The sequence below is a fragment of the Rhodococcus sp. ARC_M6 genome (assembly GCF_022810305.1).
In the GTDB taxonomy this organism is placed as follows: domain Bacteria; phylum Actinomycetota; class Actinomycetes; order Mycobacteriales; family Mycobacteriaceae; genus Rhodococcus_F.
On sequence record NZ_JALGQH010000004.1, the window covers coordinates 241,236 to 265,236 of the forward strand.

The 24,001-nt window shown below is 60.9% G+C and carries 21 protein-coding genes; 8 read left to right on the forward strand and 13 right to left on the reverse strand.

The window, feature by feature from the left end; all coding sequences use genetic code 11:
• Positions 1–123 precede the first annotated feature (123 nt).
• Entirely contained in the window at positions 124–1,143 is a 1,020-nt protein-coding gene (locus tag MTX36_RS07800; protein WP_243619153.1) for a hypothetical protein, read from the forward strand.
• Between the two features lie 3 nt (positions 1,144–1,146).
• Here the strand turns inward: MTX36_RS07800 and MTX36_RS30220 are convergent, their stop codons facing one another.
• Complete coding sequence (locus MTX36_RS30220; protein WP_243619154.1) at positions 1,147–2,613, reverse strand: AAA family ATPase; 1,467 nt, start codon at positions 2,611–2,613, stop codon at positions 1,147–1,149.
• 190 nt (positions 2,614–2,803) lie between these two features.
• On the opposite strand from MTX36_RS30220, the gene MTX36_RS07810 reads away from it, so the two are divergent.
• Complete coding sequence (locus MTX36_RS07810; RefSeq protein WP_243619155.1) at positions 2,804–5,146, forward strand: heavy metal translocating P-type ATPase; 2,343 nt, start codon at positions 2,804–2,806, stop codon at positions 5,144–5,146.
• A gap of 24 nt (positions 5,147–5,170) precedes the next feature.
• On the opposite strand, the gene MTX36_RS07815 is transcribed toward MTX36_RS07810, so the two are convergent.
• Both MTX36_RS07815 and MTX36_RS07820 read right to left on the reverse strand, forming a co-directional pair.
• Positions 5,171–5,701 (reverse strand): hypothetical protein, encoded by a 531-nt coding sequence (locus MTX36_RS07815; RefSeq protein ID WP_243619156.1) that lies wholly within the window; start codon positions 5,699–5,701, stop codon positions 5,171–5,173.
• A 118-nt stretch (positions 5,702–5,819) separates the two neighbouring features.
• Entirely contained in the window at positions 5,820–6,677 is an 858-nt protein-coding gene (locus MTX36_RS07820) for a slipin family protein (RefSeq protein ID WP_243619157.1), read from the reverse strand.
• A 269-nt stretch (positions 6,678–6,946) separates the two neighbouring features.
• Here MTX36_RS07820 and MTX36_RS07825 point away from each other — a divergent pair, with 269 nt between their 5' ends.
• Entirely contained in the window at positions 6,947–9,703 is a 2,757-nt protein-coding gene (locus MTX36_RS07825; protein WP_308198204.1) for a cation-transporting P-type ATPase, read from the forward strand.
• 17 nt (positions 9,704–9,720) lie between these two features.
• Here MTX36_RS07825 and MTX36_RS07830 read toward each other — a convergent pair whose 3' ends face one another.
• The 9 genes from MTX36_RS07830 to MTX36_RS07870 all read right to left on the reverse strand — a co-directional run bounded on the left by MTX36_RS07830 (position 9,721) and on the right by MTX36_RS07870 (position 16,838).
• A complete protein-coding gene (locus tag MTX36_RS07830) occupies positions 9,721–11,130 on the reverse strand; it encodes a wax ester/triacylglycerol synthase family O-acyltransferase (protein ID WP_243619158.1) in 1,410 nt (469 codons plus the stop codon).
• Positions 11,131–11,184: 54 nt separating this feature from the next.
• The gene (locus MTX36_RS07835; RefSeq protein ID WP_094273857.1) at positions 11,185–11,463 is read right to left on the reverse strand and encodes a DUF1876 domain-containing protein; all 279 of its coding nucleotides are present in this window, start codon (positions 11,461–11,463) and stop codon (positions 11,185–11,187) included.
• 44 nt (positions 11,464–11,507) lie between these two features.
• The gene (locus MTX36_RS07840; RefSeq protein ID WP_243619159.1) at positions 11,508–11,711 is read right to left on the reverse strand and encodes an ANTAR domain-containing protein; all 204 of its coding nucleotides are present in this window, start codon (positions 11,709–11,711) and stop codon (positions 11,508–11,510) included.
• Positions 11,712–11,838: 127 nt separating this feature from the next.
• Positions 11,839–12,354 carry a hydrogenase maturation protease gene (locus tag MTX36_RS07845; protein ID WP_243619160.1) on the reverse strand — a complete coding sequence of 172 codons (516 nt, stop codon included), beginning with the start codon at positions 12,352–12,354 and terminating at the stop codon, positions 11,839–11,841.
• On the reverse strand, positions 12,351–13,649 hold the full coding sequence (locus MTX36_RS07850) for a Ni/Fe hydrogenase subunit alpha (RefSeq protein ID WP_243619161.1): 1,299 nt from the start codon (positions 13,647–13,649) through the stop codon (positions 12,351–12,353). Before MTX36_RS07850 ends, MTX36_RS07845 begins: the two co-directional genes overlap by 4 nt.
• Complete coding sequence (locus tag MTX36_RS07855; RefSeq protein WP_243619162.1) at positions 13,639–14,406, reverse strand: oxidoreductase; 768 nt, start codon at positions 14,404–14,406, stop codon at positions 13,639–13,641. Before MTX36_RS07855 ends, MTX36_RS07850 begins: the two co-directional genes overlap by 11 nt.
• Positions 14,406–15,230 carry an FAD/NAD(P)-binding protein gene (locus MTX36_RS07860; RefSeq protein ID WP_243619163.1) on the reverse strand — a complete coding sequence of 275 codons (825 nt, stop codon included), beginning with the start codon at positions 15,228–15,230 and terminating at the stop codon, positions 14,406–14,408. Before MTX36_RS07860 ends, MTX36_RS07855 begins: the two co-directional genes overlap by 1 nt.
• Positions 15,220–15,684, reverse strand: coding sequence for a Crp/Fnr family transcriptional regulator (locus tag MTX36_RS07865; RefSeq protein ID WP_243619164.1), 465 nt, complete (start codon positions 15,682–15,684; stop codon positions 15,220–15,222). The genes MTX36_RS07860 and MTX36_RS07865 overlap by 11 nt, the downstream gene beginning before the upstream one ends.
• On the reverse strand, positions 15,684–16,838 hold the full coding sequence (locus MTX36_RS07870; protein ID WP_243619165.1) for a 4Fe-4S dicluster domain-containing protein: 1,155 nt from the start codon (positions 16,836–16,838) through the stop codon (positions 15,684–15,686). The genes MTX36_RS07865 and MTX36_RS07870 overlap by 1 nt, the downstream gene beginning before the upstream one ends.
• A gap of 171 nt (positions 16,839–17,009) precedes the next feature.
• Between MTX36_RS07870 and MTX36_RS07875 the strand changes: the two genes are divergently transcribed.
• The 3 genes from MTX36_RS07875 (at position 17,010) to MTX36_RS07885 (ending at position 19,440) form a co-directional block, all read left to right on the forward strand.
• Positions 17,010–17,510, forward strand: coding sequence for a GNAT family N-acetyltransferase (locus tag MTX36_RS07875; RefSeq protein ID WP_243619166.1), 501 nt, complete (start codon positions 17,010–17,012; stop codon positions 17,508–17,510).
• Positions 17,497–18,462 (forward strand): 1-phosphofructokinase family hexose kinase, encoded by a 966-nt coding sequence (locus tag MTX36_RS07880; RefSeq protein WP_243619167.1) that lies wholly within the window; start codon positions 17,497–17,499, stop codon positions 18,460–18,462. The genes MTX36_RS07875 and MTX36_RS07880 overlap by 14 nt, the downstream gene beginning before the upstream one ends.
• 129 nt (positions 18,463–18,591) lie before the next feature.
• Complete coding sequence (locus tag MTX36_RS07885) at positions 18,592–19,440, forward strand: alpha/beta fold hydrolase (protein WP_243619168.1); 849 nt, start codon at positions 18,592–18,594, stop codon at positions 19,438–19,440.
• A 22-nt stretch (positions 19,441–19,462) separates the two neighbouring features.
• On the opposite strand, the gene ppsA is transcribed toward MTX36_RS07885, so the two are convergent.
• Complete coding sequence (gene ppsA, locus MTX36_RS07890) at positions 19,463–21,760, reverse strand: phosphoenolpyruvate synthase (protein WP_243619169.1); 2,298 nt, start codon at positions 21,758–21,760, stop codon at positions 19,463–19,465.
• 229 nt (positions 21,761–21,989) lie between these two features.
• On the opposite strand from ppsA, the gene MTX36_RS07895 reads away from it, so the two are divergent.
• A complete protein-coding gene (locus MTX36_RS07895) occupies positions 21,990–22,568 on the forward strand; it encodes an HPP family protein (protein WP_243619170.1) in 579 nt (192 codons plus the stop codon).
• Positions 22,569–22,599: 31 nt separating this feature from the next.
• On the forward strand, positions 22,600–23,997 hold the full coding sequence (locus MTX36_RS07900; protein WP_243619171.1) for a wax ester/triacylglycerol synthase domain-containing protein: 1,398 nt from the start codon (positions 22,600–22,602) through the stop codon (positions 23,995–23,997).
• The last annotated feature ends 4 nt before the right edge of the window (positions 23,998–24,001 follow it).

Genomic DNA, 24,001 nt, shown 5'->3' on the forward strand with positions numbered 1-24,001 from the left:
ACCAAGGACCGTAGCGAGCACGCGGGCCGTCATTGCAGAATCAAGAGAGGCATCTGAGGGAGGCCTGCCTGAGATATCGCGACAGGCCTGCCTGCGGAAGATTTCCGATGAGAGTGGTCTGCAATGGCGCACTACGCAAGCGCATGTCCCGAAACGATCACCAGTGCAGTCGAGTCCGCTTGCGCGGCACCGTCCGTTCACAATGTCCAGCCGTGGTCGTGGCGACTACAACGCGGTCAACTCAACCTGTACGTCGATCGTCGACGCTCGATTCCGGTCGAGGACCCGGACGGTCGGCAATTGATCATCAGTTGTGGGGGCGCACTCCATCACTTGAGAATTGCCCTGGAACACAATCTCCTCGAACCGATCGTCACGATACTTCCGGACCACTCCGAACCGGATTTGTTGGCATCGATCACGTTCCGGGGGCGGGCGCATCCGGAAGGATCCAGTGCTGCCCTGTTCTCGTCCTTGGAGCGTCGACGGACCGACCGGCGTCCGTTCGATGCGCCTCCGGTCGGATCAATGGGCGCACTCTCACACGGCGCGAAGGAATTCGGCACGTCGATGACCACCCTGGCGCGGCAGTACGGATCCATGATGGAGCACGCGTCGGCTATCACTGCGCAAGAACATCGCAATGATCCCCAATATTGGAATGAGCTCGAGGAGTGGATTCGTTCAGCCGGATCCGACGAGGGAATTCCGCGGGATGCACTGCCTGATGCGCTGTCGTCGCACGAGTCTGCCTCTGCCCGAGCGTTCCCTTCCGGGCATCTGAAGATCGAACGTGATGCTCGGGACCACGCTGCGCTGGTTCTGCTCAGCACGCCTTCGGACGCGCCGATCGACTGGTTGAATGCGGGACTGGCGCTGTCCTCGGTGTTGCTGCACGCAACGGCATCGCACCTGGCGAGCTGTCCGCTGACACATTTGACAGAGGTGGAGGCGAGTCGCGAGATCGTGCGCGACGTCGCATCGAGGTCCGGTGAGACATTTCAGAATCCACAGGTCATGATCCGGATCGGACTGCTGCCGCACAGTAAGGAGACGGAAATGGAGGACGCGGACTCCGGTGCCGACGAACCGGTTGCCTCGGGACGCCGCGCGATCGAGGATGTTCTCACGATCGTGCACTGAACCTTACGGCCATTTCGCACCCGAGTTCCACACGTCCAGAGCAGCATCGACGCTTACGTCGACCGCGACATCGGTATCGACGGAGACGGCCGCCGGCCACGGATCGTGCTCTCGCTCGATGGCCGTCGCAGTTGCAGCGGTAGCGTCGGAGAGCGATTCCGTGCGCATCGCTATTCGTTGCACTGCAACCGGTAGCGTTGCACTGCAGCAGATTTCGATCAACGCAGAGAAAGTGGACGCCGTCAGTGTACCTGCTTCACGTCGATGCCTTGAATCAGACCACGTCGCGTCCAGGATCACAGATTGTCCCAGGTTCAATTGCTCGTGAGCCCGAGTGAGCATCTCGGAGTAGACCGTATCCATGGCAGCGGGGGAGTACAGGCCTTCCCGGTACTCCCGCACGCTGCCGGTGAGTGTGCCGGCGTCGACCAACTCGCGGCGCACTCGGTCAGTCGAAATGACAATTGCGCCGGTATGTTCGGCGAGTGCTGCCGACAGAGTCGACTTACCCGACCCCGGGAGTCCGCCGACGAGGCACAACCGCACCTCGGCACGTCGAAGGTGGGAATACGCAAGAGTGAGATGGCGTCCGAGTCGGGCGACACTGCCCGTGCCGCCTTGACGCATACGCAATGCGTCGACTTTTGCGCGGACAGTCGCTCGATAGGCGATGTAGTGGTCGAGTAGCGCTCGCGGTGGATGGTCCTGCGACACCGCCGCCATCGCCGTGAGAAATTCGCCTGCCAGGTCCTCGCGCCCGAGAAATTCCAGATCCATGGCGAGGAAACTCGCGTCGTCTACGGTATCGACGAATCTGAGTCGATCGTCGAAGTCGAGGCAGTCGAGGATTCTGGGACCGTCGGGGAGAACGAAGATGTCGTCGGACAGCAGATCGCCGTGTCCGTCGACGATGTGCCCCGCGGCAATTCTCTTGTCGAACAATGCTGTTCGTCCGAGTATGAACGTCTCGGCCAGTTGGTCGAGTTCGTCGACGGTGTCACCGGGCACGGTTCCCGCGCATATCTCTCGTAGTTCGGCAAGGTTGGTCTTCCATCGCGCGCCGACACTCCCGGCTGTTGCATGTTCGTCGATCCGAGTGCCACGGGCCGCACGGTGGTGAAACTCGGACACTGCAGAAGCGATGTCGTGTAATTCGTCTGTGACATCCTGCCCCGACGTGATCATCGACGACAGTCGTCGATCGTCAGGCATGCGGGCCATCACCAGAATCGGCTCGCTCGACTCGTCGAGCGGATCGTTCAGGTGAGTCACGCCCAGATACACGTCCGGGCACATCCTCCGATTCAAGTCGAGTTCGCGGAGCAGCGCAGCCTCACGTTGCGCCGGGCTTCCGAAATCCAGGTAAGCAGTCGATACGGCCTTCTTGATCTTGTAGGCGCGGTCACGCGCAAGGATGACGACGCCGGTAGTCGTCTCGCGTACATCGACGTAGGAGTCCTGGGTGTCCACCTGAATTCGCTCCTCGACTTGTCGAGACCGTGTGCTGAGACACGGTGTGCTGAGACGGGCTTGGGGTAACTTGTGTGCCTCGTCCTCAAGTGTGTTCGGATCTCGGGCCCGCTGTCACGGGGTATTCCGATGATCGAACCGGGCATTACGGCACTATCGGTTGTTCGATCGGCGTTGTCACGCTGGAAGAATGCCGCTGATTCGAGACCTGCTCCGGCGCTTCGTATCCAACGCCGAGTCGATTCTTCTCGCTGTCACGGTGACTTCGTTGACCGCTGGTGCTCTCGCCTGGCTGCTCGACCGGGATTCGGCAGCGGCGACCCTGTGGGCAGCGGGGACCATCGTGGCATTGATCCCCGCGACGTGGTGGGTCGTCGACGGGTTGCGGCGGGGGCGGGTCGGTGTCGACATCATCGCTATCCTGTCGTTGCTCGGAACACTCTGGATCGGGGAGTATCTCGCTGGAGCGTTGATCGCCGTCATGCTGGCGACCGGGCGCACTCTCGACGCGGCAGCCAACCGTCGAGCGACACGTGATCTGCGTTCTCTCCGCGAACACGTCCCCGGCACCGCACAACGGGACCGAGACGGACAACTCGAGACGGTGGCGCTCGACGAGATCGGCCCCGGCGACCTGATATTCGTCGGACCCGGCTCGGTGGTGCCCACTGACGGGTGGGTCGTCGGTGGGTCTGCGGTGTTGGACGAATCAGCCCTGACCGGTGAGTCCACCGTTGTGGAAAGGCCCGTCGGCGATGACGTTCGGAGCGGTGCGGTGAATGCGGGCGGGGCCTGCCGCATCGAGGCGAGTCGAGATGCGGAGTCGAGTACCTACGCGGGAATCGTTCGGTTGGCGAGGGAAGCCGCAGCCGAGAGCGCCCCTGTCGTACGCCTGGCCGATCGAGTGGCAGCTTGGTTTCTTCCGGCGACGTTGATTGTTGCCGGTTCTGCGTGGGCGCTGAGCGATACCCTCACACGGGCTGTCGCCGTACTGGTTGTCGCGACGCCGTGTCCATTGTTGTTGGCCGCTCCCGTGGCGATCGTTTCCGGCCTTTCGCGTGCGTCGCGCATCGGGGTGATCGTTCGGTCGGGTGGAGCGCTCGAGAAGCTTGGAAGTGCACAGACTCTGGTGATCGACAAGACCGGCACCTTGACCACCGGACGGCCGACACAATCGGATGTCGTGTGCGGCGGCGGGGACGACAGTGCGACGATACTTCGTTTGGCGGCGTCGGCCGATCAGGTCTCGTCGCACATCCTGGCCGAAGCGATCGTTCGTAGCGCCCGAGCGCGTGGATTGTCCCTCAGCACGCCCGACATGGTGACCGAGCGACCTGGCTACGGAGTTGTTGCCACGGTGGACGGACGCACCGTCACCGTCGGCAGGATCGACAGGACCGTCGCTCGTTCCGAGTGGGTTGCCTCGGTGGAGAATCGTGCGCGTCTCGACGGCGCCGTGATCGCCTGGGTAGGTATCGACGGGATTCTCAGTGGCGCAATTCTCCTGGTCGACCCGATGCGGACGGACGCGCCCTGGACTATACGACGACTGCGTTCCGCCGGGATACGAAAGATTGTCATGCTGACGGGTGACCGGCCGGAGCCGGCAGTCGAGGTCGGATGTGCGTTGGGGCTGGATTCCGTTCAGGCGGAACAAGAACCGGACGACAAGGTTGCGCGAGTCCGTGAAGAATCGGCGCAGGCAGTGACGATGATGGTAGGCGACGGGATCAACGACGCGCCGGCCTTGGCGGCAGCGTCGGTCGGAGTCGCAATGGGGGCGCGGGGCGCGAGCGCGTCTTCGGAGGCGTCCGACGTCGTTCTGACAACCGATCGGCTGTCGAGGGTTGCCGACGCGATGGACATTGCACGTCGATCCCGTCGGATCGCGTTGCAGAGCGCGATACTCGGAACCGCACTGTCGCTCGTCGCGATGATTTTTGCTGCCTTCGGATTCCTGATTCCCGCAGTGGGCGCGCTGTTGCAGGAGTTGATCGACGTTGCCGTGATACTTAATGCGTTGCGTGCATTGAACGGCGGAAAATCCACGGTTCCGGCACTCGATCCGAGGCTGTTGACGATGCTCCGAGGGTTTTCCGCCGACCATCGGAAGATGCGGGACGAACTGGAAATCATCCGCATCACCGCAGAGACAATGGTGAGTGGAAATCGTGCGTCGGCACTGCGTCGACTTCACGAAACCGATAGATTCCTCCAAGAAGTGATTCTTCCACACGAGCGTATGGAGGGGGCGAATCTCTATCCAGCGCTGGAACATTCGCTGGGCGGCGCCGATTCGATTGCGACAATGGCCGGTGCGCACGCCGAAATCGAGCGACTCTGTCGGAGATTGGAACACCATGTGAGAACTGCCGATCGCAATGGTGGGGTGGAAGCGGAGCAGGTACAAGATCTCCTTGCCTGCCTGTACGGCTTGTATGCCGTTCTGACGCTGCACTTCCGCCAAGAGGAGCAAAGCTATTTCGTACTAGCCGACCAGTCGGAGACCGAAGGCGTGGATTCACGAGAGTGATCCGACAACAGTTTCGTTCAGCGTTCACGAGTGTTGCTGAAACTTTTTCTTCCACTCCGCGTCCCACATTCGGGCATTGTGCCGACCGATCAGATTGCGGGCCACCGCGACCATGAGGTGCATCGCCAGGGTGATCGCGCCGCACAGCACGACGGCAGCTGCGACGCCGTCGACAGCTGCTATCGACGTTTCGGTGGGTGGCTGAACTTGATCACCGTTGTCATTCGTCCAGACTGTGATCGTGTCACCGATTTTCGCACCGTAGTGGGCAATCAACGGTTCGGTGCGCGGCGCTCCGTTCATCGTCCACGTCACGGCCTTGGGTGCGGGGCCGACGTCCTTTATCGCCTTGATATCCGGAGTCGCCGGTGGCGCCGGCGGGGTGCTCACGACCGTGCCGTTCCACTCTTGGTACGTGCTGTGCTCCTGTTCGATTCGAGCTCGGTCGGATGAATAGACGGACGTTCCGATTGTTGCCGAGACCGGTATCGCGAGAGCCACTACAGCGATGGCGGCAATGATCAAGGCGGACAGGAGTCGGTCCGATGGGCGCATCAATCGATTGGAGGACCACGGCGCTTGCCGCCACCAATGACTGGGCCGAGAGATCGTGCGAACCGGGTGGTTCCGCATGGTGGTCCGCCTTCCGGAGCGGCGTGGTTGCAGGGAAACTTCACGAGCGGCTGACGCTGAGGGTACTTTCGTCGAATGTTGTTTCCTTGACCGTGTTTTCATTCGAGCTGTGGCTGGAGAGCTTTCCGGCAGAGATACCCTCCCGTTGGAGGAACGAACCCAGTTCGCCGATTGCGCTCATCAGAGGCGCGGGAAATACGACGGTGGTGTTCTTCTCGACACCGAGTTCGGCAAGGGTCTGCAGGTTGCGCAGTTGGAGCGCCAACGGGTGCGCCATCATGGTGTCCGATGCCTCGCCGAGGCCGGCAGCGGCACGGGCTTCACCTTCGGCCGCAATGATCTTTGCCCTCTTCTCGCGCTCGGCCTCGGCTTCGCGTGCCATCGCTCGCTTCATGCTCTCGGGCAGCTGAATGTCCTTGAGTTCTACCAGCGTTACCTCCACGCCCCAGTCCAGCGTGGTGGTGTCGAGTATCTGACGAATGCTGGTGTTGATCACCGCTGTTTCCGACAGGACCTCGTCGAGAGAATGCTGACCTACTACATTGCGGAGCGTGGTCTGCGCGATCTGATTGATTGCGGAACTGACATTCTCGATTGTCACCACCGACTTTTCGGCGTCGATGACGCGGTAGTAGGCGACTGCCGCGATGTCGACGCTGACGTTGTCGCGTGTGATGATTCCCTGCGACTGGATCGGCATCGTGACGATACGCATGGAGACTTTGGTCATCCTGTCGATCGCAGGAATGATGAGCGTCAGACCAGGATCGCGCACCGCGATGATCCTTCCGAGCCGGAAGTGAACTCCACGCTCGTACTGGGTGACGACTCGTATTGCCATTGCGAAAATTAGCAATACGACGACCACGACCACGACGGCGATGATGGTTACGTTCATGGTGATTCTCGATTCTGTGCGGAACGGCCTACCGACGCTCCTTACTTGCTGAAGGTTCGGATGCCCGTCTACCGTCCAGCTTTGCCCCCACGCACTGGTCGTCTACATGGCCGAATGTCACTAGCTGGACGGCCGGTGACCCCGATTTTCGATCAAGCACGCCATCGGGCAAGAGTTGGCGACCGATGACCCTGGTATAGCGCTCTCGCACGGAGAAACCTCGAACGTAGTAGTTGTTCGCGGATTTTCGATCGAGGTGGGAGGTGCGCGTGTCCGAGACGGTTGCTGATTCGGAATCAGACGCAGTCAATCCTCGTGAATCCATGGAGCGGATGTTTCGGGATCTGAGGTCGGGGCGGCAAGGACTCGCATCGAGGGAAGCCGAACGTCGATCAATCGTCCACGGATCCAACGAACTCCAGCGTCGGCGTGGCCGAGAGTGGCCAGGTCAGGTGCTTCGACAGTTGACTCATCCACTCGCACTGCTTCTATGGATGGCCGCGGCGCTCGCTGTTGTCAGCGGAGCGTCTCCACTGGGTGTGGCCATTGTCTTCGTGATTCTTGTCAATGCGGTATTCGCATTTGTCCAGGAACTGCACGCGGAGCAGGCGGTGGAGGCGCTGTCTGCATTCCTTCCTGCCCAGGCGACGGTGCTACGGGACCGCATCGAACAGGTGGTTGATGCACGGACCCTCGTTCCGGGCGATGTCATCGTTCTCGACGAAGGTGGCCGGGTATCGGCAGATGCACGGTTGGTTTCCGGTTCCGTTCAGGTTGATCTGTCGGCACTGACCGGAGAGTCCGTACCCGTTTCCGTTTCTGCCGATGCGGGTGGTGGCACGGGCCCTCTGGTGGCAGCTCGCGACATCGTCTTCAGTGGGACAGACGTGTTGGGTGGCAAGGCAATCGGATTGGTCTTTGCGACCGGTATGCGTACGGAGATCGGACGTATCGCAGCTCTGTCCGAACGGGTCGGGCGCGACGAGAGCCCGCTCGAAAAGCAGGTGAAGAAAGTGGCTTGGTTGATCGCCTGCGTGGCGGTCGTGATGGGCGCCGCATTCATACCGCTCGGGAGCCTGATTGCGGGGCTGTCCTGGGGTGATTCGGTCAATTTTGCAATCGGACTACTGGTAGCCAACGTTCCGGAAGGCCTACTGCCCACTATTACGCTGGCCTTGGCAGTCGGAGTCCGAACTCTTGCCCGGAAAGGTGCTCTGGTCAAACGAATTTCGGCGGTGGAGACGCTCGGTTCCACCAGTGTGATCTGCACCGACAAGACCGGGACGCTGACCGTGAATCGTATGCGCACGATCAAAATCTGGACGCCGTCCGGAGTTCTCACCTTCGACGGAGACAAACAACCACAGCCTTCGGGATCCCTGCCGCGTCGGATGGCGCATGCCGTCACATCCTGTTGCTCTGCCGAACTACGTGATGCGACGAAGGCCGGGGAGAGCGAGGGGACCGGGGATCCCACCGAGTTGGCGATGTTGCGCGCTGCGGACCTGATCGGCGAGCCCGTATCCGCGGCACGGAAAGACCATGACATCACCTTTCCGTTCGATCCCGAACTGCGACGGATGTCGACGGTGGATCGAGTCGGCAGTCGGTTCGAGATCCATGCGAAGGGTGCGCCGGAAGAGATCTTGTCCCTGTGCTCCCACATTGCGGAACCCGAAGGAACTCAGCACCGCCTGACGTCCGCGGAGCGCTCCGACATCGCTGCGCTGGTGCATGACTGGGCGTGCGTGGGATTGCGACTGATCGCAGTGGCAGAGCGCTCGGTAGCCGTTGACGGTGGGGAACCGCTCGTTCGTCGAGATACCGAGCGAGAGATGACATTGCTGGGCATCGCAGCCATGATCGATCCACCGCGACCCGAGGTCAAGGATGCCGTCGCGAAATGCCATACGGCTGGAATACGAATCATCGTCGTGACAGGCGATCACGGACTCACCGCCCGCGGAATCGCAGAGAGCGTCGGAATCGGGAAACTAGGGCTGCAGGTGGTTACCGGCGCTGAACTCGAAGCTATGTCCGAGAAGGATCTCGACGCACTCCTCTATACCGACGACGAAATCATCTTCGCTCGTAGTTCGCCCGAGGACAAGCTGCGGATCACGGACGCGCTGCGCGCCGGCGGCTATGTAGTCGCCATGACGGGCGACGGCGTCAATGATGCACCCGCACTGCGAAGATCGGATATCGGAGTGGCAATGGGCAGATCCGGTACCGACGTCGCTCGCGAGGCGGCGACTATGGTGCTGACCGATGACAATTTTGCCACCATCGTAGAAGCAGTCCAAGCCGGACGCAGGGTGTACGACAACGTGCGGAAGTTCATCGTCTACATTTTTGCGCACGCAACACCGGAAGTGGTGCCCTTCCTCGTCTACGCGTTGTCCGGTGGTCAGATTCCACTTCCGTTGACGGTGATGCAGATCCTGGCAATAGATTTGGGTACGGAGACGTTGCCCGCGCTGGCGCTCGGCCGCGAAAGGGCGGAACCCGGGCTTATGGATCGCAGGCCGCGAAAGGCGACGCAGAACGTCGTGGACAGGGCGATGCTGATTCGATCCTGGGGGCTACTCGGCGGGGTGTCGGCGCTGGCAGTCATGGTTCTGTTCATGGCAACGCTCGTCTCTGGCGGCTGGACCTTCGGTGCGGATGTGTCGACGGGTTCTCTCGAACACACCTGGAAGTTGGCGACGACAATGAGTTTCCTCGGAATCGTGTCGTGTCAGATCGGTACGGCAGTTGCCGCTCGCACCGAGCATGCGTCCTTGCGGCAGATCGGGCTGTTCTCGAATCGACTGTTGCTGTGGGGAATTGCATTCGAAGTCACCTTCGCCGCAGTCGTCGTGACGGTGCCGCCGATGCAGCGTGTATTCGGGACCGTCACCCTAGAGTGGTATCAGGTTTTGTGGTTGCTGCCGTTGCCTATCCTGGTGTGGGGATGCGACGAAGTGTGGCGGTGGATGCGTCGGCGTCGATCGGAGCAGTCCCGTGCCGAGGTTCCGTCGTAGCCGGAGTCCAGTCGAAACTACGGCTGCTCGGCAGCGCGCTGGTCGCTGGTCTCTCGTGCGCTTTTCCTTTGGGCGCTCATCAATAGCACCCTCAGCTCACTCTCCAACCATGTTGGTAGAAGATCGATTTCGGAGACAGAGTCGTAGTCGGCTGTGATTCCGAACGCTAGCTGATCGTTGTAACTGAGAATTGCGAATCCGAGTCTCAGTCGCACCGCAATGGGTACGAACGGATAGATGCTCACGATGTCTCGGCCCATCAGTCGACATTCTGAAGCCGGACCCGGGATGTCGGTGACAACCGTGACAATGCTTTGTTGTGGAACCCGCGCAGCTAGTCGAACGAACCACGCAGACGATATGAACGGCACATACTGAGCGAGCGTCGTGACAAAGTGGCCACTGCGAGATTCTCCTCCTCGCTTGTACCGTGAGAGCCTCTTGTGAATCAACTGCAGACGGTCGACGGGATCTGGCACTTCGACAGGAAGAAACGGGAGCAGAAGCGAAACTTCGTTATGTGGTGATGTGTCATCATCCGACGTTCGAACTGACACAGGCACAAGGCAACGTACAGCATTTTCGTCGGGTTTTTCGTTGCGGTGCAGGAGAAGTGAACGTAGGGCGCTGGTCACACAAGCCAGTGCCACGTCGTTGACGGTCACCTCGAAGGTCGAACAGATCGTTTGGACATCGTGCATTCGCATGGTGGCAGTGGTGTATCTTCGCTGGCGGCCGATCGGTCCGATCAAACTCGTGCGTGTGCTCGGGGTGAGCACATCACCAATCAAGTGCGCGAAACCCTCTGCCCGGCGCAGTACCCGGTGCGTTAAACGGAGAGGTGCTCCGAGAATGGACGCGGAAACCCCGATGACCATGTCGATCAGGGATTTCGACTGTTCCGGTGCAGTAATTCCGGCGGTAGTGGTGTGTTCGGAAATCGGCTCGGATTCTGTTGGCATGTCGAACAACAGGTTGAACAACCGGGCACCGCTCACGCCGTCCAGTAGCGAGTGATGCACTTTCGTGAGTACTGCCCACTGGTCGTGTTCGAGGCCTTCTATCAGCCAGCATTGCCAGAGCGGACGATCTCGATCGAGTCGTTCGGACATTATCCACGCGACAGTCTCCGAGACATCCCTCAGTTGACCCGGTGACGGAACTGCGACCCTCATGACATGACGTGCCGGGTCGAAATTCGGATCGGGCGTCCACGTGGGTGCGGCCAGATCGACAGGAACTGTGTGAAGGAGGTCTGTGCCGTGCGGGATGAATCTTATCCGTGAGGTCAATCGTTCGAGGTACTCGCGATCGCTCGGCACTGGGCCCTCGGCAACCACCAATGCGCCGATCGCGAGACTTGCGTGCGCATCCGAGTCCTCGAGTTCGAGGAACCCGGCATCGAGCGGAGTCAACCTGTCCGACATCGACTTCTCACCTTCTTCACACTGGCCGGCTTCACACTGGCCGGGCGAAACGGGTCAGGACGTCAGCCGAATAGGTTCGTTTGTCATGCTCGCGAGATCTGTAGTGGTGGCTTCGATCAATTGACGGGAAAGGTCGGCGAGTGCACGCGCGACGGCGAGTTCGTCCCCGATCTCGGGTACATCGCGGTCGGACGGGTTGCAGCGTGCAAAACCTGCTCCGGCGAAGTGCGTGTCGTCCCGCGAATGTAGGCGCGCGATGGCGCGAGTTCGGTTACCGGTCTCTGAAGTGTGCTCGTCGATGGTGATGTCCACCGACCAGTGCTTCTCGTTCATGAGTCGACTCCTCATTCTCGGTTTTTCGTGTGCGGAGCGGCGAACTACGGCGCAGTCTGTACCCGGTGGACCAGTTCGACCCATTCGGTCGGCACGTAGTCCGTCGTGCCCTGGACCGCGTCGATCAATTGCCGCGCGGCCGAGACAACCGACACGTGCTGACGTTTGGCGACGTCCATCAACTCGTCGAAGGCTTGGCGCTGGTTGTATCCACGGCCGGTGGCCAAGATCCCTCGGGCCGTCGTCACCACGTCGCTTCCACTGGATCTTGTTGTATCTATCGAGGAATGGATCGGGTCGTGATTCGGAAACATCTCGCTCCTGCCGACATCAACGGCCGCACGATGTCACGTGAGCCCTGGCGTCCTTCCTGTTTCATTCTCCGCGGATCAGGTGTCCAGGAGTAGAGGCAAAGGGAGGTATTCGATGACAAAAGTCCCTGACGTCGGCCAGGATCGCGGAGACGACAAGGGGGACGGAAGCTGCAACGGTGGGTGACAGTCCGACACCGTAGCCGGTGTCTTGCGCCTCGACCGTGTAGATCACCAGGTGGCGTGGTTGTCGGCCGAGTGCTGCAGCCAGGGCCAGCGCCTCCATGATGCCCAGTCCATGTGAGCTGGTGAGTTTTCCGAAGTTTTCTACCGACCGGTCTGTGATTCGGTGGATCTTCCCAGGATGTGCCGTACCGGCGGACGGATTCCGGACAACAGCATCGACGATGATCACCAACTCCGACCCCGCCCACGTATCCAGTAGTGTCGAAGCCTCGCCGTTCTGGATCACCACGTTCATGCCGGCCGGGTTCCTGAGTTGTATTGCTTGTGTCACAACGGGTCCGACGCCGTCGTCTTGGCGGAATTCATTCCCGGTTCCGACCACCGTGACAGTCATCCGCGGTCGATTGTCAGGTCGAGAAAATGAGTGGCACAGGAGATGCAGGGGTCGTAGTTCCGGATGGTCCGTTCGCACAGTCCTGTCAGCTCAGTGTCTGTCAGTCTCAGGTTCGCGGAGAGGGTGCTGCGGAGGTCGTTCTCGATTGCTGCCTGGTTCTGGGAGGTGGGCGGAATGATTGTCGCGCGTAGGATTCGGCCTTCGGAATCGAGTTGGTAGCGGTGGTACAGCATGCCTCGCGGGGCTTCACTGACGCCGTACCCGGTTGCGGCACGGGGCGAGGTGTCGACGTACGGGCGATCCGGGTGTTGGTACTCGCGTATCAGGCGTAGCGCCTCGTCCACCGCGAAAACTGTTTCGACGGCACGCACCACAATGCTCTGAAACGGGTTGCGGCACACTGTTCCCAAGCCCGCCTCGGTGGCAGCTTGACGAGCGGTGTCCGACAGTTCGGCGGAGTGGAGGCTGTACCGCGCCAATGGCCCGGTGAGATAGGCATGACCGTCGAGGTGCGCGTGCAGCGCGGTCGAATAGGGAACCTGACGTTCCTCGACGTGATCGGAGAATTCCTCGGGTGTGAAAGACAATCCGGATGTGGTTGTCAACATGCCGTTTTCGATCGCGTAGCGTCCCGGCTGAGCCAGAGCTAGTGCGAGTAGTTCGGAATCTATCTGGGCATCGGGGAATTCGAAGTGAGACACCCACCGCACCGTCGCGAGAGCGTCGTCGAGCGCCGTGCGCAATTGTTCGGCGAGGGGCTCCAGTTCAGTCGGCGTCGGCGCTCGATAGAAGCCGCCGAGGCGAACGTTGACCGGGTGAATCGATCGGCCACCGATCAATTCGAGAATCGCGTTTCCCGCCTTCTTCAAGGCGAGCCCACGTTCGACGTCGGGACGCGCGATTCGGGCGAGTTCGATGGCATCGGCGGCTCCCAGGAAATCAGGCGCATGCAGCAGGTAGATATGCAGGGTGTGACTGGCGATCCACTCGCCGCAATAGAGGAGTCGTCGCAGATCGAGAATCGGTTGGGTGAGGTGCGCGCCGCAGGCCTGCTCGATCGCGTTGCAGGCGCTGACTTGATAAGCGACAGGACAGATTCCGCAAATCCTGGAGGTGATGTCGGGAGGCTCGCGGAAATCGCGGCCCCGGAGAAATGATTCGAAGAACCGTGGGGGTTCGTAGATGTTCAACTCTGCGGCTTCGACGCGGCCGTGTCGGACAGTGAATGCCAGACGGCCTTCCCCTTCGACACGGGCGAGGGAACCCAGTGTCAGCCGGGTGGTTTCACTGTCCATCTCGCCTGATCCCGTCGAACTCGGGGGAGGCGACGTTGAACGTCGAGAAGACCCGCTCGATACCCTCGTCGGTCATCCCGCAGGTTCGCAGCCACCCGGACATTGCAGTCAAATTCGGATCGGACGACGGGCCGAAGCATCCGTAGCAACCCCGCGAATGTGCGGGACACAGTGCGCCGCAGCCGGAATGGGTAACCGGCCCCAAGCAGGGTGTGCCGTCAGCGACCATGACGCAGGTGAGACCACGTCGCTTGCATTCGGCGCAGACGCTGGTGTCCGGGATGTTCGGCTTGCGTCCCACCAGGTACGACGAGATCACCTCGAGGAGTTGCCGACGATCGATCGGGCAGCCTCGGAGTTCGAAATCGACCGGGACATGGGCGGCAATCGGTGTGGACGTAGCGAGAGTATCGATGTATTCGGGACTTGCGTAGACCACGGACATGAACTCGGAAATGTCCGCGAAGTTCCGGAGAGCCTGTATCCCACCAGAAGTCGCGCAGGCGCCGATCGTCACCAGGTACCGGGAGTTGTCCCGGATCATGTGTATGCGTTCGACATCGGCAGCGGTGGTGATCGACCCCTCGACCAGAGAGAGGTCGTAGGGCCCACTTTCCACCGCGCTCGACATCTCGAGGAAATGCGAGATGTGAACGGCGTCGGCCAAAGTGAGTAATTCGTCCTCACAGTCGAGCAGCGTCAGCTGACATCCGTCGCAGGATGCGAACTTCCAGACCGCCAGGGTGAGTGTGCTCATCACAACTCCTTCACTGCGAGGAGTGGCTCGGCCACGCCGTAGTCGACTACCGGACCGTCCCGACAGAGTAGAAGTTCGCCGAGTTGGCAATGCCCGCAGAGCCCGGTCCCACACTGCATGTTCCGTTCCAGCGAGACTCGAATATTCTCGCGCTCAACGCCTTTGCCGAGCATGGTACGAGCTGACATCCGCATCATCAGCTCGGGGCCGCACAGCAGTACCGTCGTGCGTCCGGGCTCGACAACGAGGCGGTTTAGGGACTGCGTGACAAAGCCGACATGGCCCGGCCAGTCAGGTTCCGCCACGTCGACGGATAACTCGAGGTCGACCAGGTCTCCCTGACTCCATGCGTCGAGATCGGGGCGGTACAGGAGATCGGACGGTCGGCGAGCGCCCACGCTGAGGACAACTCGACGAAATCGACCGCAGGACTGTGCCTCCAGGACTGCGGAACGTACTGCCGCCAAGCCGACGCCTCCCGCGACGACGATCAGATCGTCCTTCGCGGAATCCAGATCCCATCCCTTTCCGAAAGGTCCTCGTACACCGACTACGTCTCCGACAGAGGCATCGCGCAACGCGCGGCTGACGGCACCGACAGCCCGAACGGTATGGACCACAGTGTGATCGGCGTGAGCCGAGTCTCCACTGATCGAGAGTGGAATCTCGCCCACTCCCCGCGCATAGACCATCATGAACTGGCCGGAGCGGAACCCGGGAAACCACTGCGCCGGTGCGGCGAGGGTCAGGGTCGAGGTATCGCTGTTCTCGTCCCGGCGGGCGACAACCTTGCACGGCGTCGGGACGAGTCGATCACGGAACATGTTCGCGTGAATAGAGATCGAGCAGGCGTGCGCGCGTAGCCTGCAATCGATGGAGGAGTGTGTTCGCCAGGGTCGAGTAGATCGCCCGTCCGAGATCCGGATCGTTCTCGGCGACGGACTGCAACATGGTGGCATCGACCTCGGCTGCTGTCACGGAAGTGACCGCAGTCGCTGTCCACTGCCACTGTCGAGGTGGGCGGAACCAGGAAACGCCCAGAATCTCACCGACAGAAAGTGTTTCGACAGTTTCCTCACCGCGTCCGGGAATCCTGGTGGTGAGCGCAATCCTGCCCGACCGAAGAAACCAACACCTGTCAGCGTGTTCGCCTTCGCGGAACATCACGGTACCGGTCGCGAACTGAACCTCGTGCGAGATGGCCGCGAGTCTATGGCGTTGATCGTCGGCCAGAGCTTCGATTTCTCTCGGACAGTGCTCGCCGGCGTGATCGTTCATCAGTGACCACCAGCATCGATGTCGGGTTCTACATTCAAGGCACCAGTGAGGCGGGCCGCTTCCGCCGTGATGTCGATACCCACCGGACACCAGTCGATGCATCGACCGCAACCGACGCAGCCGGACGAGCCGAATTGGTCGTGCCAGGTGCCCAGCTTGTGAGAAATCCACTGTCGATACCGGCTCTCGCCACTGACACGCACCGCACCACCGTGCAGTTGTGAGTAGTCCAGGTCGAAACATGACGACCAGTGCTGCCAGCGCTCGACATTGTCACCCGTGAGATCGGAGACGTCCTCGGTAGTTGTGCAGAAGCACGTCGGGCACACCATCGTGCAGTTTCCGCACGTCAAGCACCGTGATGCGACATCCTCCCAGACATCGGCGTCCCGTGCGTCGCGGAGCATGCCGCGAAGATCGACGTCGGGCATTTCGCGGCCCATATGGTGTGCTGCTTCGGCGACAGCGTGGGCTGCCTCGGCAGTTTCCTCGTCCGTCGCTTGTCTGGGACGGACCAGTGCGAGTATCCGGGATCCTTCCGCGGTGCCCACTCCGGTGACGAATCGGTGGCCGTCGTTGTCGATTCTTTCGGTCAGACACAGGTCGTACCCGGTTTTTGCCTCCGGGCCGGTATTCATCGACGCACAGAAACACACCCCGCCGGGTTCCGTGCAATTTGCTGCGATCACGAACAGATTCTCGAAAAGACTTGTCGCGGACTTTCCACCTGCGGAAAGCACTGTCTCGAGTATTCCGATCGCTGCGAGGTCGCATGCACGTACGCCGAGAAATGCGTATTTCACCGGTTCGGTCGGCGGTGCGTGGAATGTGCCGTCCTTGGATTCGCTCCAGAGTTGTTGACGCGACGGGTGGAGGTACTGCTTCCAGGATTGCGGCCCGGCGGAGTGACCGAAGACGGCAGAATCTGCTCTCTTACTCAGTCGATACCGGCCCGGGCCGGTATCGACACCCCATCCCGCCGGCAATTGGTCACCGGACTCGAGAGTGTCCAGGACGATCGCGCTGTCGCGGACAGTCGGGCCGATGACGCGATAGCCCTCGGCACACAACACCGAGATCAGATTGTCGAGCCCGGCTCGGTCTATGACAACGTGATCGTGCGTGAGGTCGGTGGGTAATCCGGCACCGGTCATGGATCCTCCTTGCGGGCGACATCCGTATTCCTCCACGATCCAGCTTCGCGCATGAGCTGCCGGCGGGGTAGGGGCGAAGGATGATATTCGATGACAAAAGGCTCTGCCCACTACCGGCGATGCCACGGTTCAATCGGGAGGTATCCCTCCAGCCGAATCAGGTGATGATCGATGGCCGTGACGGGCAGCGGAATCGGCACGACAACAGTTCGGTGCCTCGGAGCAAGAGACGCCGATGCGGTGCAGCGGCTGCATGCGCGCCTCGACCAGCACGATTCGTACATGCGGTGGTTCGGGCCGCAGCCGAAACAGCTCACCGCCTTTTCCGGCCAGTTATGCGAGTGCAACGATCGGCGATGCGCTCTGGGCGCGTTCATCGGCGAAGAATTGGTGGGTGTCGGAAGCTTCGCCGTGTTGGACGGGGTTTCACCGACCACCGTGGAGTTCGCCCTCGTAGTAGCGCAAGACGAGCGGTTGCACGGAATCGGTACCTTGATCTTGGATCGGCTCGAGGCTCAGGCTTACCGATTCGGTGCGCGATGTATGGTGGCCGAGGTGATGGGGGAGAACGCACCTATGCTTCAGGTCATTCGTGAACGAGGCTGGGCACATTCACTCCGTCGTGACGGATCCACACTTCACCTCGAGGTGAAACTACATGTGGCAGAATAGCTCTCGTGTTGTGACGGTGACGATGAATCCGGCGCTCGATATCTCGACCAGTGCGCCCGCGGTGCGTGCGACAGACAAGATGCGCTGCACTGCTCCCCGTCGTGACCCTGGAGGCGGCGGATTGAACGTCGCCCGAGTTCTGCATTCGCTCGGGGAAGACGCGACAGCGGTCTTTCCATCGGGTGGACACTGCGGACGGGCGATAGCGGATCTGCTCAGTGGCGAACAGGTGCGATTTTCTGCCGAGCCGATTTCCGGCTCTACCCGCGAGAGTTTTACCGTCGACGACATCTCGACGGGTCAGCAATACCGTTTTGTACTGCCGGGGCCGACGCTGACGGATGCCGAGGTGGATTCGTGTCTCGCACGGGTGAGCGAATTCGCAACAGGATCCCGCTTTATCGTCGTGAGTGGCAGCCTGCCACCAGGAGTCGGTTGCGATTTCTGTCAGCGGCTCGCCGACCTGCTCACCGACACCGGGGCGCAACTGGTTGTGGACACCTCCGGCGGTGCGCTGCGCGCGTTGCAGCGAGGCGTCTACCTCGTCAAACCGAGTATCCGAGAGCTCCGTGAATGGGTTGACCGGCCTCTCGAGACGAAGTCGGAACAAGCGGCTGCGGCGAGAAGCATCGTCGAACGCGGCGTGTCCGAAGTGGTGGTCGTCTCGCTCGGTGCCGACGGCGCACTAGTGGTCACGGCTGACATCTGCGAATACATCCCATCGGTGGATATTGCGTCGATCAGTGGGGTCGGCGCCGGTGACAGCATGGTTGCGGGCATCGTGTATTCGCTCGTGCACAACCGTTCGCTGGTGGAAGCGGTGCAGTTCGGTATTGCGGCGGGGGCTGCAATGCTGCAGACGCCGGGTACTGCGGCATGTAAACCTGCCGACGTCGAGATGTACTACGCACGGATACAAGAACTGCCTGACCTGGGAGTATTCCCGTCCTGACCCGGGTCATTCCAACTCTGTGAGCCGAAAAACAGGTATGTCCCAGGTAGTTCGGCCGTCGTCTCGCGCCGGTATCTGCGAAAGGCTGTGACTCAGTCCAGTCACTGCTATTTCGAGGAATGCCCACCTATGTCAGAACACGATCTTCGCCGAGCCGGCCGCGTTGCGTGGCATCAGGTGGTTACCGGAGTCGGAACCGTGTCCTACGGTGCGGTTGGGCAGGGTCCTCCGGTGGTGTTCCTTCATGGATGGGGTTTGACTCCACGGTCCTATGATCACGCGCTGCGTCAACTGGCGACGCATGGCAGGCGGGTATTCGCGCCGGCGCTTCCCGGATTCGGCGGTACCGCCGAACTACCACCGGGCGAGCGGAATTTTGTCGGCTACGCGCACTGGCTGGAGCGTTACCTCGATTCGGTCGGCATCCACGAGCCGGTCACCATCGTCGGGCATTCGTTCGGTGGTGGTGTCGCGATCGCGGCCGCACACGAGTTCTCGAGCCGAGTGTCGCAGCTCGTGCTGGTCAATGCAGTGGGCGGCGGTGCCTGGTCGACCGATGACAACGTTGCACGACCGATACACGAGCGACCGTTGTGGAAATGGGGCGCCGCCGCCGTCGGTGAGGCGTTCGCTGTCCGGTCGGTCCTGGGGATGACAGCGACCATTGCAGACTGCGCCATATCCAACGTTCTCGGCAATCCCGGTGCGTTCTGGCGTGTCGGCCATCTGGCGCGGACCGCTGATTTCACCGCTGAACTCGAGCAACTCGTGCTGCGGAGGGTGCCGATCGCACTGCTCTGGGGCCTCGACGATCGGATCATTCCTGCGGCCAGTTTCCAATCGATGCGATCGGTGTTGACGGATTCGCCCGTGATCACGGTTCCGGGAGCCCACAGTTGGCTGATCGACGATCCAGAACGCTTTGGTGCGGCAATGAAAACAGCGTTCGACAAGTGCCCTCAAGAGGTACTGGCATGACGGCGGTTTCTGGGCGGCACGTTTACCCGGCGCGAGCCTGACCGAGAAGAATTCGTCGCTCGGCTACCGCAATTGCGCGCCGAGTCGTATCGGCCGCATCGGGAGTGACGGAGACAGACGTGATCCCTTGTCTCACAAGGTGTTCCGCCAGTGCAGGATCCGTGGATACCGCTTGGCCGCAGAGTGAGGTAGTCATACCGGCAGCGGTGGCACGTTCGATGATCGTGTCGATGGCGTCGAGGACCGCAGGATCCATGGTGTCGAAGAGGTCCTTGCAGATCTCCGAATCTCGGTCTACGCCGAGAACCAATTGCGTGAGGTCATTGGTGCCGATGGATACTCCGTCGATTCCCATTGCCGCGTAACGGGGAATCCAATACGCCACCGAAGGTATCTCGGCCATGACCCATCGCAGCATCCGATGATCTGACCCGAGGGGATGGGCATCCAACTGTGCCAGGCACTGGGACAGTTCCCAGCCGGTCCGAACGAACGGAATCATGAGATGCACGTTGGGGTAGCGCTTTCGGGTTTCGGCGATGACATCGAGATCGAGTGCAAACAATTCAGGTTCCCGGATGTAGCGGAAACATCCGCGGTAGCCGATCATCGGATTGTCTTCGTGTGGTTCGACTTCGCCTCCTTCGAGGTGCGCAAATTCGTTGGTACGTAGGTCAATTGCGCGATAAATAACGGGCCGTGAGCCGAACGCGGCCGCGATGCGCGAGAGAGCCGAAGACATTTCGGTTACGTACTTCTCATGCAGGCCACGCGCAATCATCGTGTGGGGATGTAGGCCTTCGAGGGCGTCCATGATCAGGAACTCCGCCCGAAGTAGACCGACACCGTCGACCTCCGTGGCGGCCACTCTTTCTGCAGCTTCCGGTGTTGCCAGGTTGACGTAGACGGATGTTGCCGTGGTCGGTCCGCGGGTCGACGCCGCCGAAGGTGCAGTTGGGGTCGTCGGTGCGCTCGTAGTGACGGCAGTCGCCGCATCCGCTTCCCTGACCGTTCCCGCGGTGCCGTCGACAGTGATCAGCATTCCGTCGACAAGATCTGTTGTTGCCGTGCGCGTTCCGACGATAACGGGTCGACCGAGCTCGCGGCCGACGATGGCGGCGTGGCACGTGATGCCGCCGCCGTCGGTGACAATTGCGGCAGCGCGCCGGAGAACTGGCAGCCAGTCCGGTCGGGTCATCGGTGCCACGAGAATTTCACCGTCAACGAGATTGCGGCCGTCCGCTACTGAACGTAGGACCCGTACCCTGCCGGTGGCTTTTCCCGGTCCGGCGCCCAATCCGTGCGCCAGGATCTGTGCACTCGAACCATCTGATTGCGAGTCAGGCGGTTCTGTTTCTGCGTGCTGTCCGAGCGTAGTGATCGGGCGTGTTTGGACAAGCCACAGTTGCTCTCCGCTGTAGGCGAATTCGAGGTCCTGAGGCCGCTGATAGTGCTCTTCTACCGCTGCAGCGAGTACCGCGAGTCGGTGGATCTGATCTTCGGTCAGGATCTGTTGTTCGCGTTGCAGCAGAGGGATTTCCGACGATTGCTCAGTACCGTCGGACAGTGTGATCGCGAAGGATTGTGAACCGATATGCACATCGAGTACCGACAAATCCGGTTTCGACACCACGTATGTGTCTGGTTCCACCTGTCCTCCCACGACCACTTCACCCAGGCCGGTCGCAGCTTCGATCACGATGCGATCCCTCGCGCCGGTGCGGGGGTCGGCCGTGAACACGACACCCGACTGGTTGGCCTCGACCATGCATTGGACAACAACTGCCAACGACGGTTCTTCGTGTACCCCTTGGAGACTGCGGTATGTCAACGCCCGATCCGACCACAGCGATGCCCAGCACTTTCGGACCGCATCGATCAGATTCTCGTCTCCGGAGACGTTTGTGAAGCTCTCGTGAATGCCGGCATACGACGTGTCGGCCGCGTCTTCGGCCGGCGCGGACGAACGGACGGCGACGCGTGTGGTCGAAGGCCCCAGTTCACGATAAGCGTCGATAATCTCCGCGCGCATCGCGTCGGGGACGACGGCGGCGCAGACTGCGTCCTCGGTGCTGTCGGTGCGTGGCAGAGGTCCCTTTTTCAGCGTTTCTCGAAGTCCGGAAGCATCCATTGCATCGAGATAGCCCGCAGTGTTGATCACGAATGCCGGCGGAACCGGGAATTTCGACCGAATCAACTCGCCGAGGTTGGCGGCTTTGCCGCCGATAGTGGGTGCATCGTCGGGTCCGACGGCATCGATCGGTACAACCCACCGGTATGCGGCGACTGGATGCGTGGCGGTTGAACGACTCGTCTTCATGGGCTCTCCCGATCCGAGTGGGGCCGCTCACCGGATCGCGGCCGACAGTGTTCAGCGAACTCTGATGCGTGTCGAGTCGACAGAGGCGGAAGTCACTGCACTCGGGGTCGATTACCGGTACACGCACGGTGCCCATGGCCCTTCCGTCGCGGGATAGGAGTTTGTCACGCTGGATACATCAGTCCTTCGATGTCGGCTGCCTCAACCGGGCAGCCAAAGGAGAATCGGCATGCTTGCACGACACATCATGAGTAGTCCTGTGACGACGATCGATCAGGCGACCGGTACCGACGAATGTCTACTGGTGATTTCACGGTCGGGATTTTCGGTGCTTCCCGTGATCGACGAACAGAAGCACCTTGTCGGGATCGTTTCGGAGGGTGACCTTCTCCGGAGTAGGTTTCAAGACTTGTCGCAGAATGATCAGCCCGCTTCCGGCGTCGACTCGGTCGCGGATGTCATGACCAAGCCTGTGATTGCGATGACTGCAGATGCGGAGATCAACGCTGTCGCCTCCGCGATGCTCCGCTCCGGCTTGCGCGCGGTGCCGATCGTCCATGAGGGGGATGTCATCGGAATCGTGACGCGCCAGGACCTGATCGGGGTCTTGGCGCTGGACCCTGATCGCATTGTCGACGAAGTACGGCATCGACTTGACCTCTACGGTGGGCCGGATCTGTGGGCGGTGGAGTTTGCCGATGGAACACTCACTATCAGCGGTGTGTCCGAGGATGACCCACAGCGAGGAGTTGTCATTGCACTTGCATCGTCGGTGCCGGGAGTGGACGAGATACGGCTACAGCCCTGAGGGTGGGTGGCGACAAGGGAATCGAGTGGTGATGAGCGCAGTGGACGTGCGATCGATGACGCAGACGGATCTGATGTCGTGGCGGATGGAGGAGGATCCGATCCTTCGCTCGACAATCGTCTCAATTGTGCTGTTGGACAAGGTTCCTGACCAAGGTCGATTGGTCGATGTCATGCACCGCGCCATCGACGCGGTACCGATGTTCAAGTGTCGAGCCGTTGCGAGTTCGTTTCCTTGGACTCCGCCTCGATGGGTGGACGATCGCGACTTCGACCTCAGTTGGCACCTGCGTCGGATGACACTGCCGGAGCCAGGTACTTGGAACGAGGTTCTGGAATTCGCTCGCATCACCGGGATGGCCGCCTTCGACAAGGATCGTCCGCTCTGGGAGTTCACAGTGCTCGACGGACTGGCCGACGGCGCCGCGGCGCTGGTGGTCAAGGTCCATCACTCTCTGACCGACGGTGTCGGTGGAATGCAACTGACACGTGAAATCACTGACGAGACAAGGGAAGGCATGTCAAGAGTCGGCACATCGAGTCTGTCCGCGCCGACCGCGGTGACGCCTATCGATCGTCTGACGGGCGCGAATGCTGTGGCACACTCGGTTGGGTCTGCCGCGGGGTCTGCTGTCCGAGCGGGTGCGCGTACATTGCGCCATCCTGTCGATACCGTCCGCGGCGCCGCCCGAATCCTGGGTTCGACATCACGTATGGTGCGACCGGCGACAACCACATTGTCGCCGGTGATGACTGAGCGTAGTGCGCGTCGTAGTTTCGGCGTGCTCGAACTTCCGGTTGCGGCCCTTGCCGCTGCCGCGACAGCTACACAGTGCTCGATCAACGATGCGTTCTTGGCTGCTGTTCTTCTCGGAATGGCTGAGTACCATCGACGCTGCGGTGCTGTACCGCCGGAGCTGATGGTGACCTTGCCGATAAGTTTGCGCACCGATCGAGACCCGTTGGGCGGCAACCGCATTTCGTTGGCAAGATTTGCGCTACCGCTCGATATCTCGGATCCGGATCCGCTGATGCACCGGGTCCACGCCACCGTAGAGAGCTGGCGGAATGAACCTGCAATTCCGCTTTCGCCCCACCTGGCCGCGATGCTGAATCTGCTGCCGGTTGCGGTGACGGGCAACATGCTCAAGCACATGGATTTTGTCGCCTCGGACGTGGTCGGTTCCACGACTCCGCTGTATCTTGCCGGCGCGGAGATCACCCGGCAGTGGGCGTTCAGTCCTACTCTCGGTTCAGCATTCAACGTGACGTTGATGTCGTACACCACGCATGTGTGTGTCGGAATCAACGCCGATGCGGGTGCAGTTCCCGATCTGCCGGCGCTGATCGCATCGGTTTCCGATGGATTCCGTGCAGTGTTGGCCGTAGGTCCGCCGGGAATCGACGTCGCAGTGACGGTGGCATGCTGACTCG

Bases quoted from the DNA above. Each gene is read 5' to 3' on its own strand.
- MTX36_RS07800 (WP_243619153.1), top strand. From the start codon at position 124: ATGGCGCACTACGCAAGCGCATGTCCCGAAACGATCACCAGTGCAGTC.
- MTX36_RS07810 (WP_243619155.1), top strand. From the start codon at position 2,804: ATGCCGCTGATTCGAGACCTGCTCCGGCGCTTCGTATCCAACGCCGAG.
- MTX36_RS07815 (WP_243619156.1), bottom strand. From the start codon at position 5,701: ATGCGCCCATCGGACCGACTCCTGTCCGCCTTGATCATTGCCGCCATC.
- MTX36_RS07820 (WP_243619157.1), bottom strand. From the start codon at position 6,677: ATGAACGTAACCATCATCGCCGTCGTGGTCGTGGTCGTCGTATTGCTA.
- MTX36_RS07830 (WP_243619158.1), bottom strand. From the start codon at position 11,130: ATGTCGGACAGGTTGACTCCGCTCGATGCCGGGTTCCTCGAACTCGAG.
- MTX36_RS07835 (WP_094273857.1), bottom strand. From the start codon at position 11,463: ATGAACGAGAAGCACTGGTCGGTGGACATCACCATCGACGAGCACACT.
- MTX36_RS07845 (WP_243619160.1), bottom strand. From the start codon at position 12,354: ATGACTGTCACGGTGGTCGGAACCGGGAATGAATTCCGCCAAGACGAC.
- MTX36_RS07850 (WP_243619161.1), bottom strand. From the start codon at position 13,649: ATGGACAGTGAAACCACCCGGCTGACACTGGGTTCCCTCGCCCGTGTC.
- MTX36_RS07855 (WP_243619162.1), bottom strand. From the start codon at position 14,406: ATGAGCACACTCACCCTGGCGGTCTGGAAGTTCGCATCCTGCGACGGA.
- MTX36_RS07860 (WP_243619163.1), bottom strand. From the start codon at position 15,230: ATGTTCCGTGATCGACTCGTCCCGACGCCGTGCAAGGTTGTCGCCCGC.
- MTX36_RS07865 (WP_243619164.1), bottom strand. From the start codon at position 15,684: ATGAACGATCACGCCGGCGAGCACTGTCCGAGAGAAATCGAAGCTCTG.
- MTX36_RS07870 (WP_243619165.1), bottom strand. From the start codon at position 16,838: ATGACCGGTGCCGGATTACCCACCGACCTCACGCACGATCACGTTGTC.
- MTX36_RS07875 (WP_243619166.1), top strand. From the start codon at position 17,010: ATGGCCGTGACGGGCAGCGGAATCGGCACGACAACAGTTCGGTGCCTC.
- MTX36_RS07880 (WP_243619167.1), top strand. From the start codon at position 17,497: ATGTGGCAGAATAGCTCTCGTGTTGTGACGGTGACGATGAATCCGGCG.
- MTX36_RS07885 (WP_243619168.1), top strand. From the start codon at position 18,592: ATGTCAGAACACGATCTTCGCCGAGCCGGCCGCGTTGCGTGGCATCAG.
- ppsA (WP_243619169.1), bottom strand. From the start codon at position 21,760: ATGAAGACGAGTCGTTCAACCGCCACGCATCCAGTCGCCGCATACCGG.
- MTX36_RS07895 (WP_243619170.1), top strand. From the start codon at position 21,990: ATGCTTGCACGACACATCATGAGTAGTCCTGTGACGACGATCGATCAG.
- MTX36_RS07900 (WP_243619171.1), top strand. From the start codon at position 22,600: ATGAGCGCAGTGGACGTGCGATCGATGACGCAGACGGATCTGATGTCG.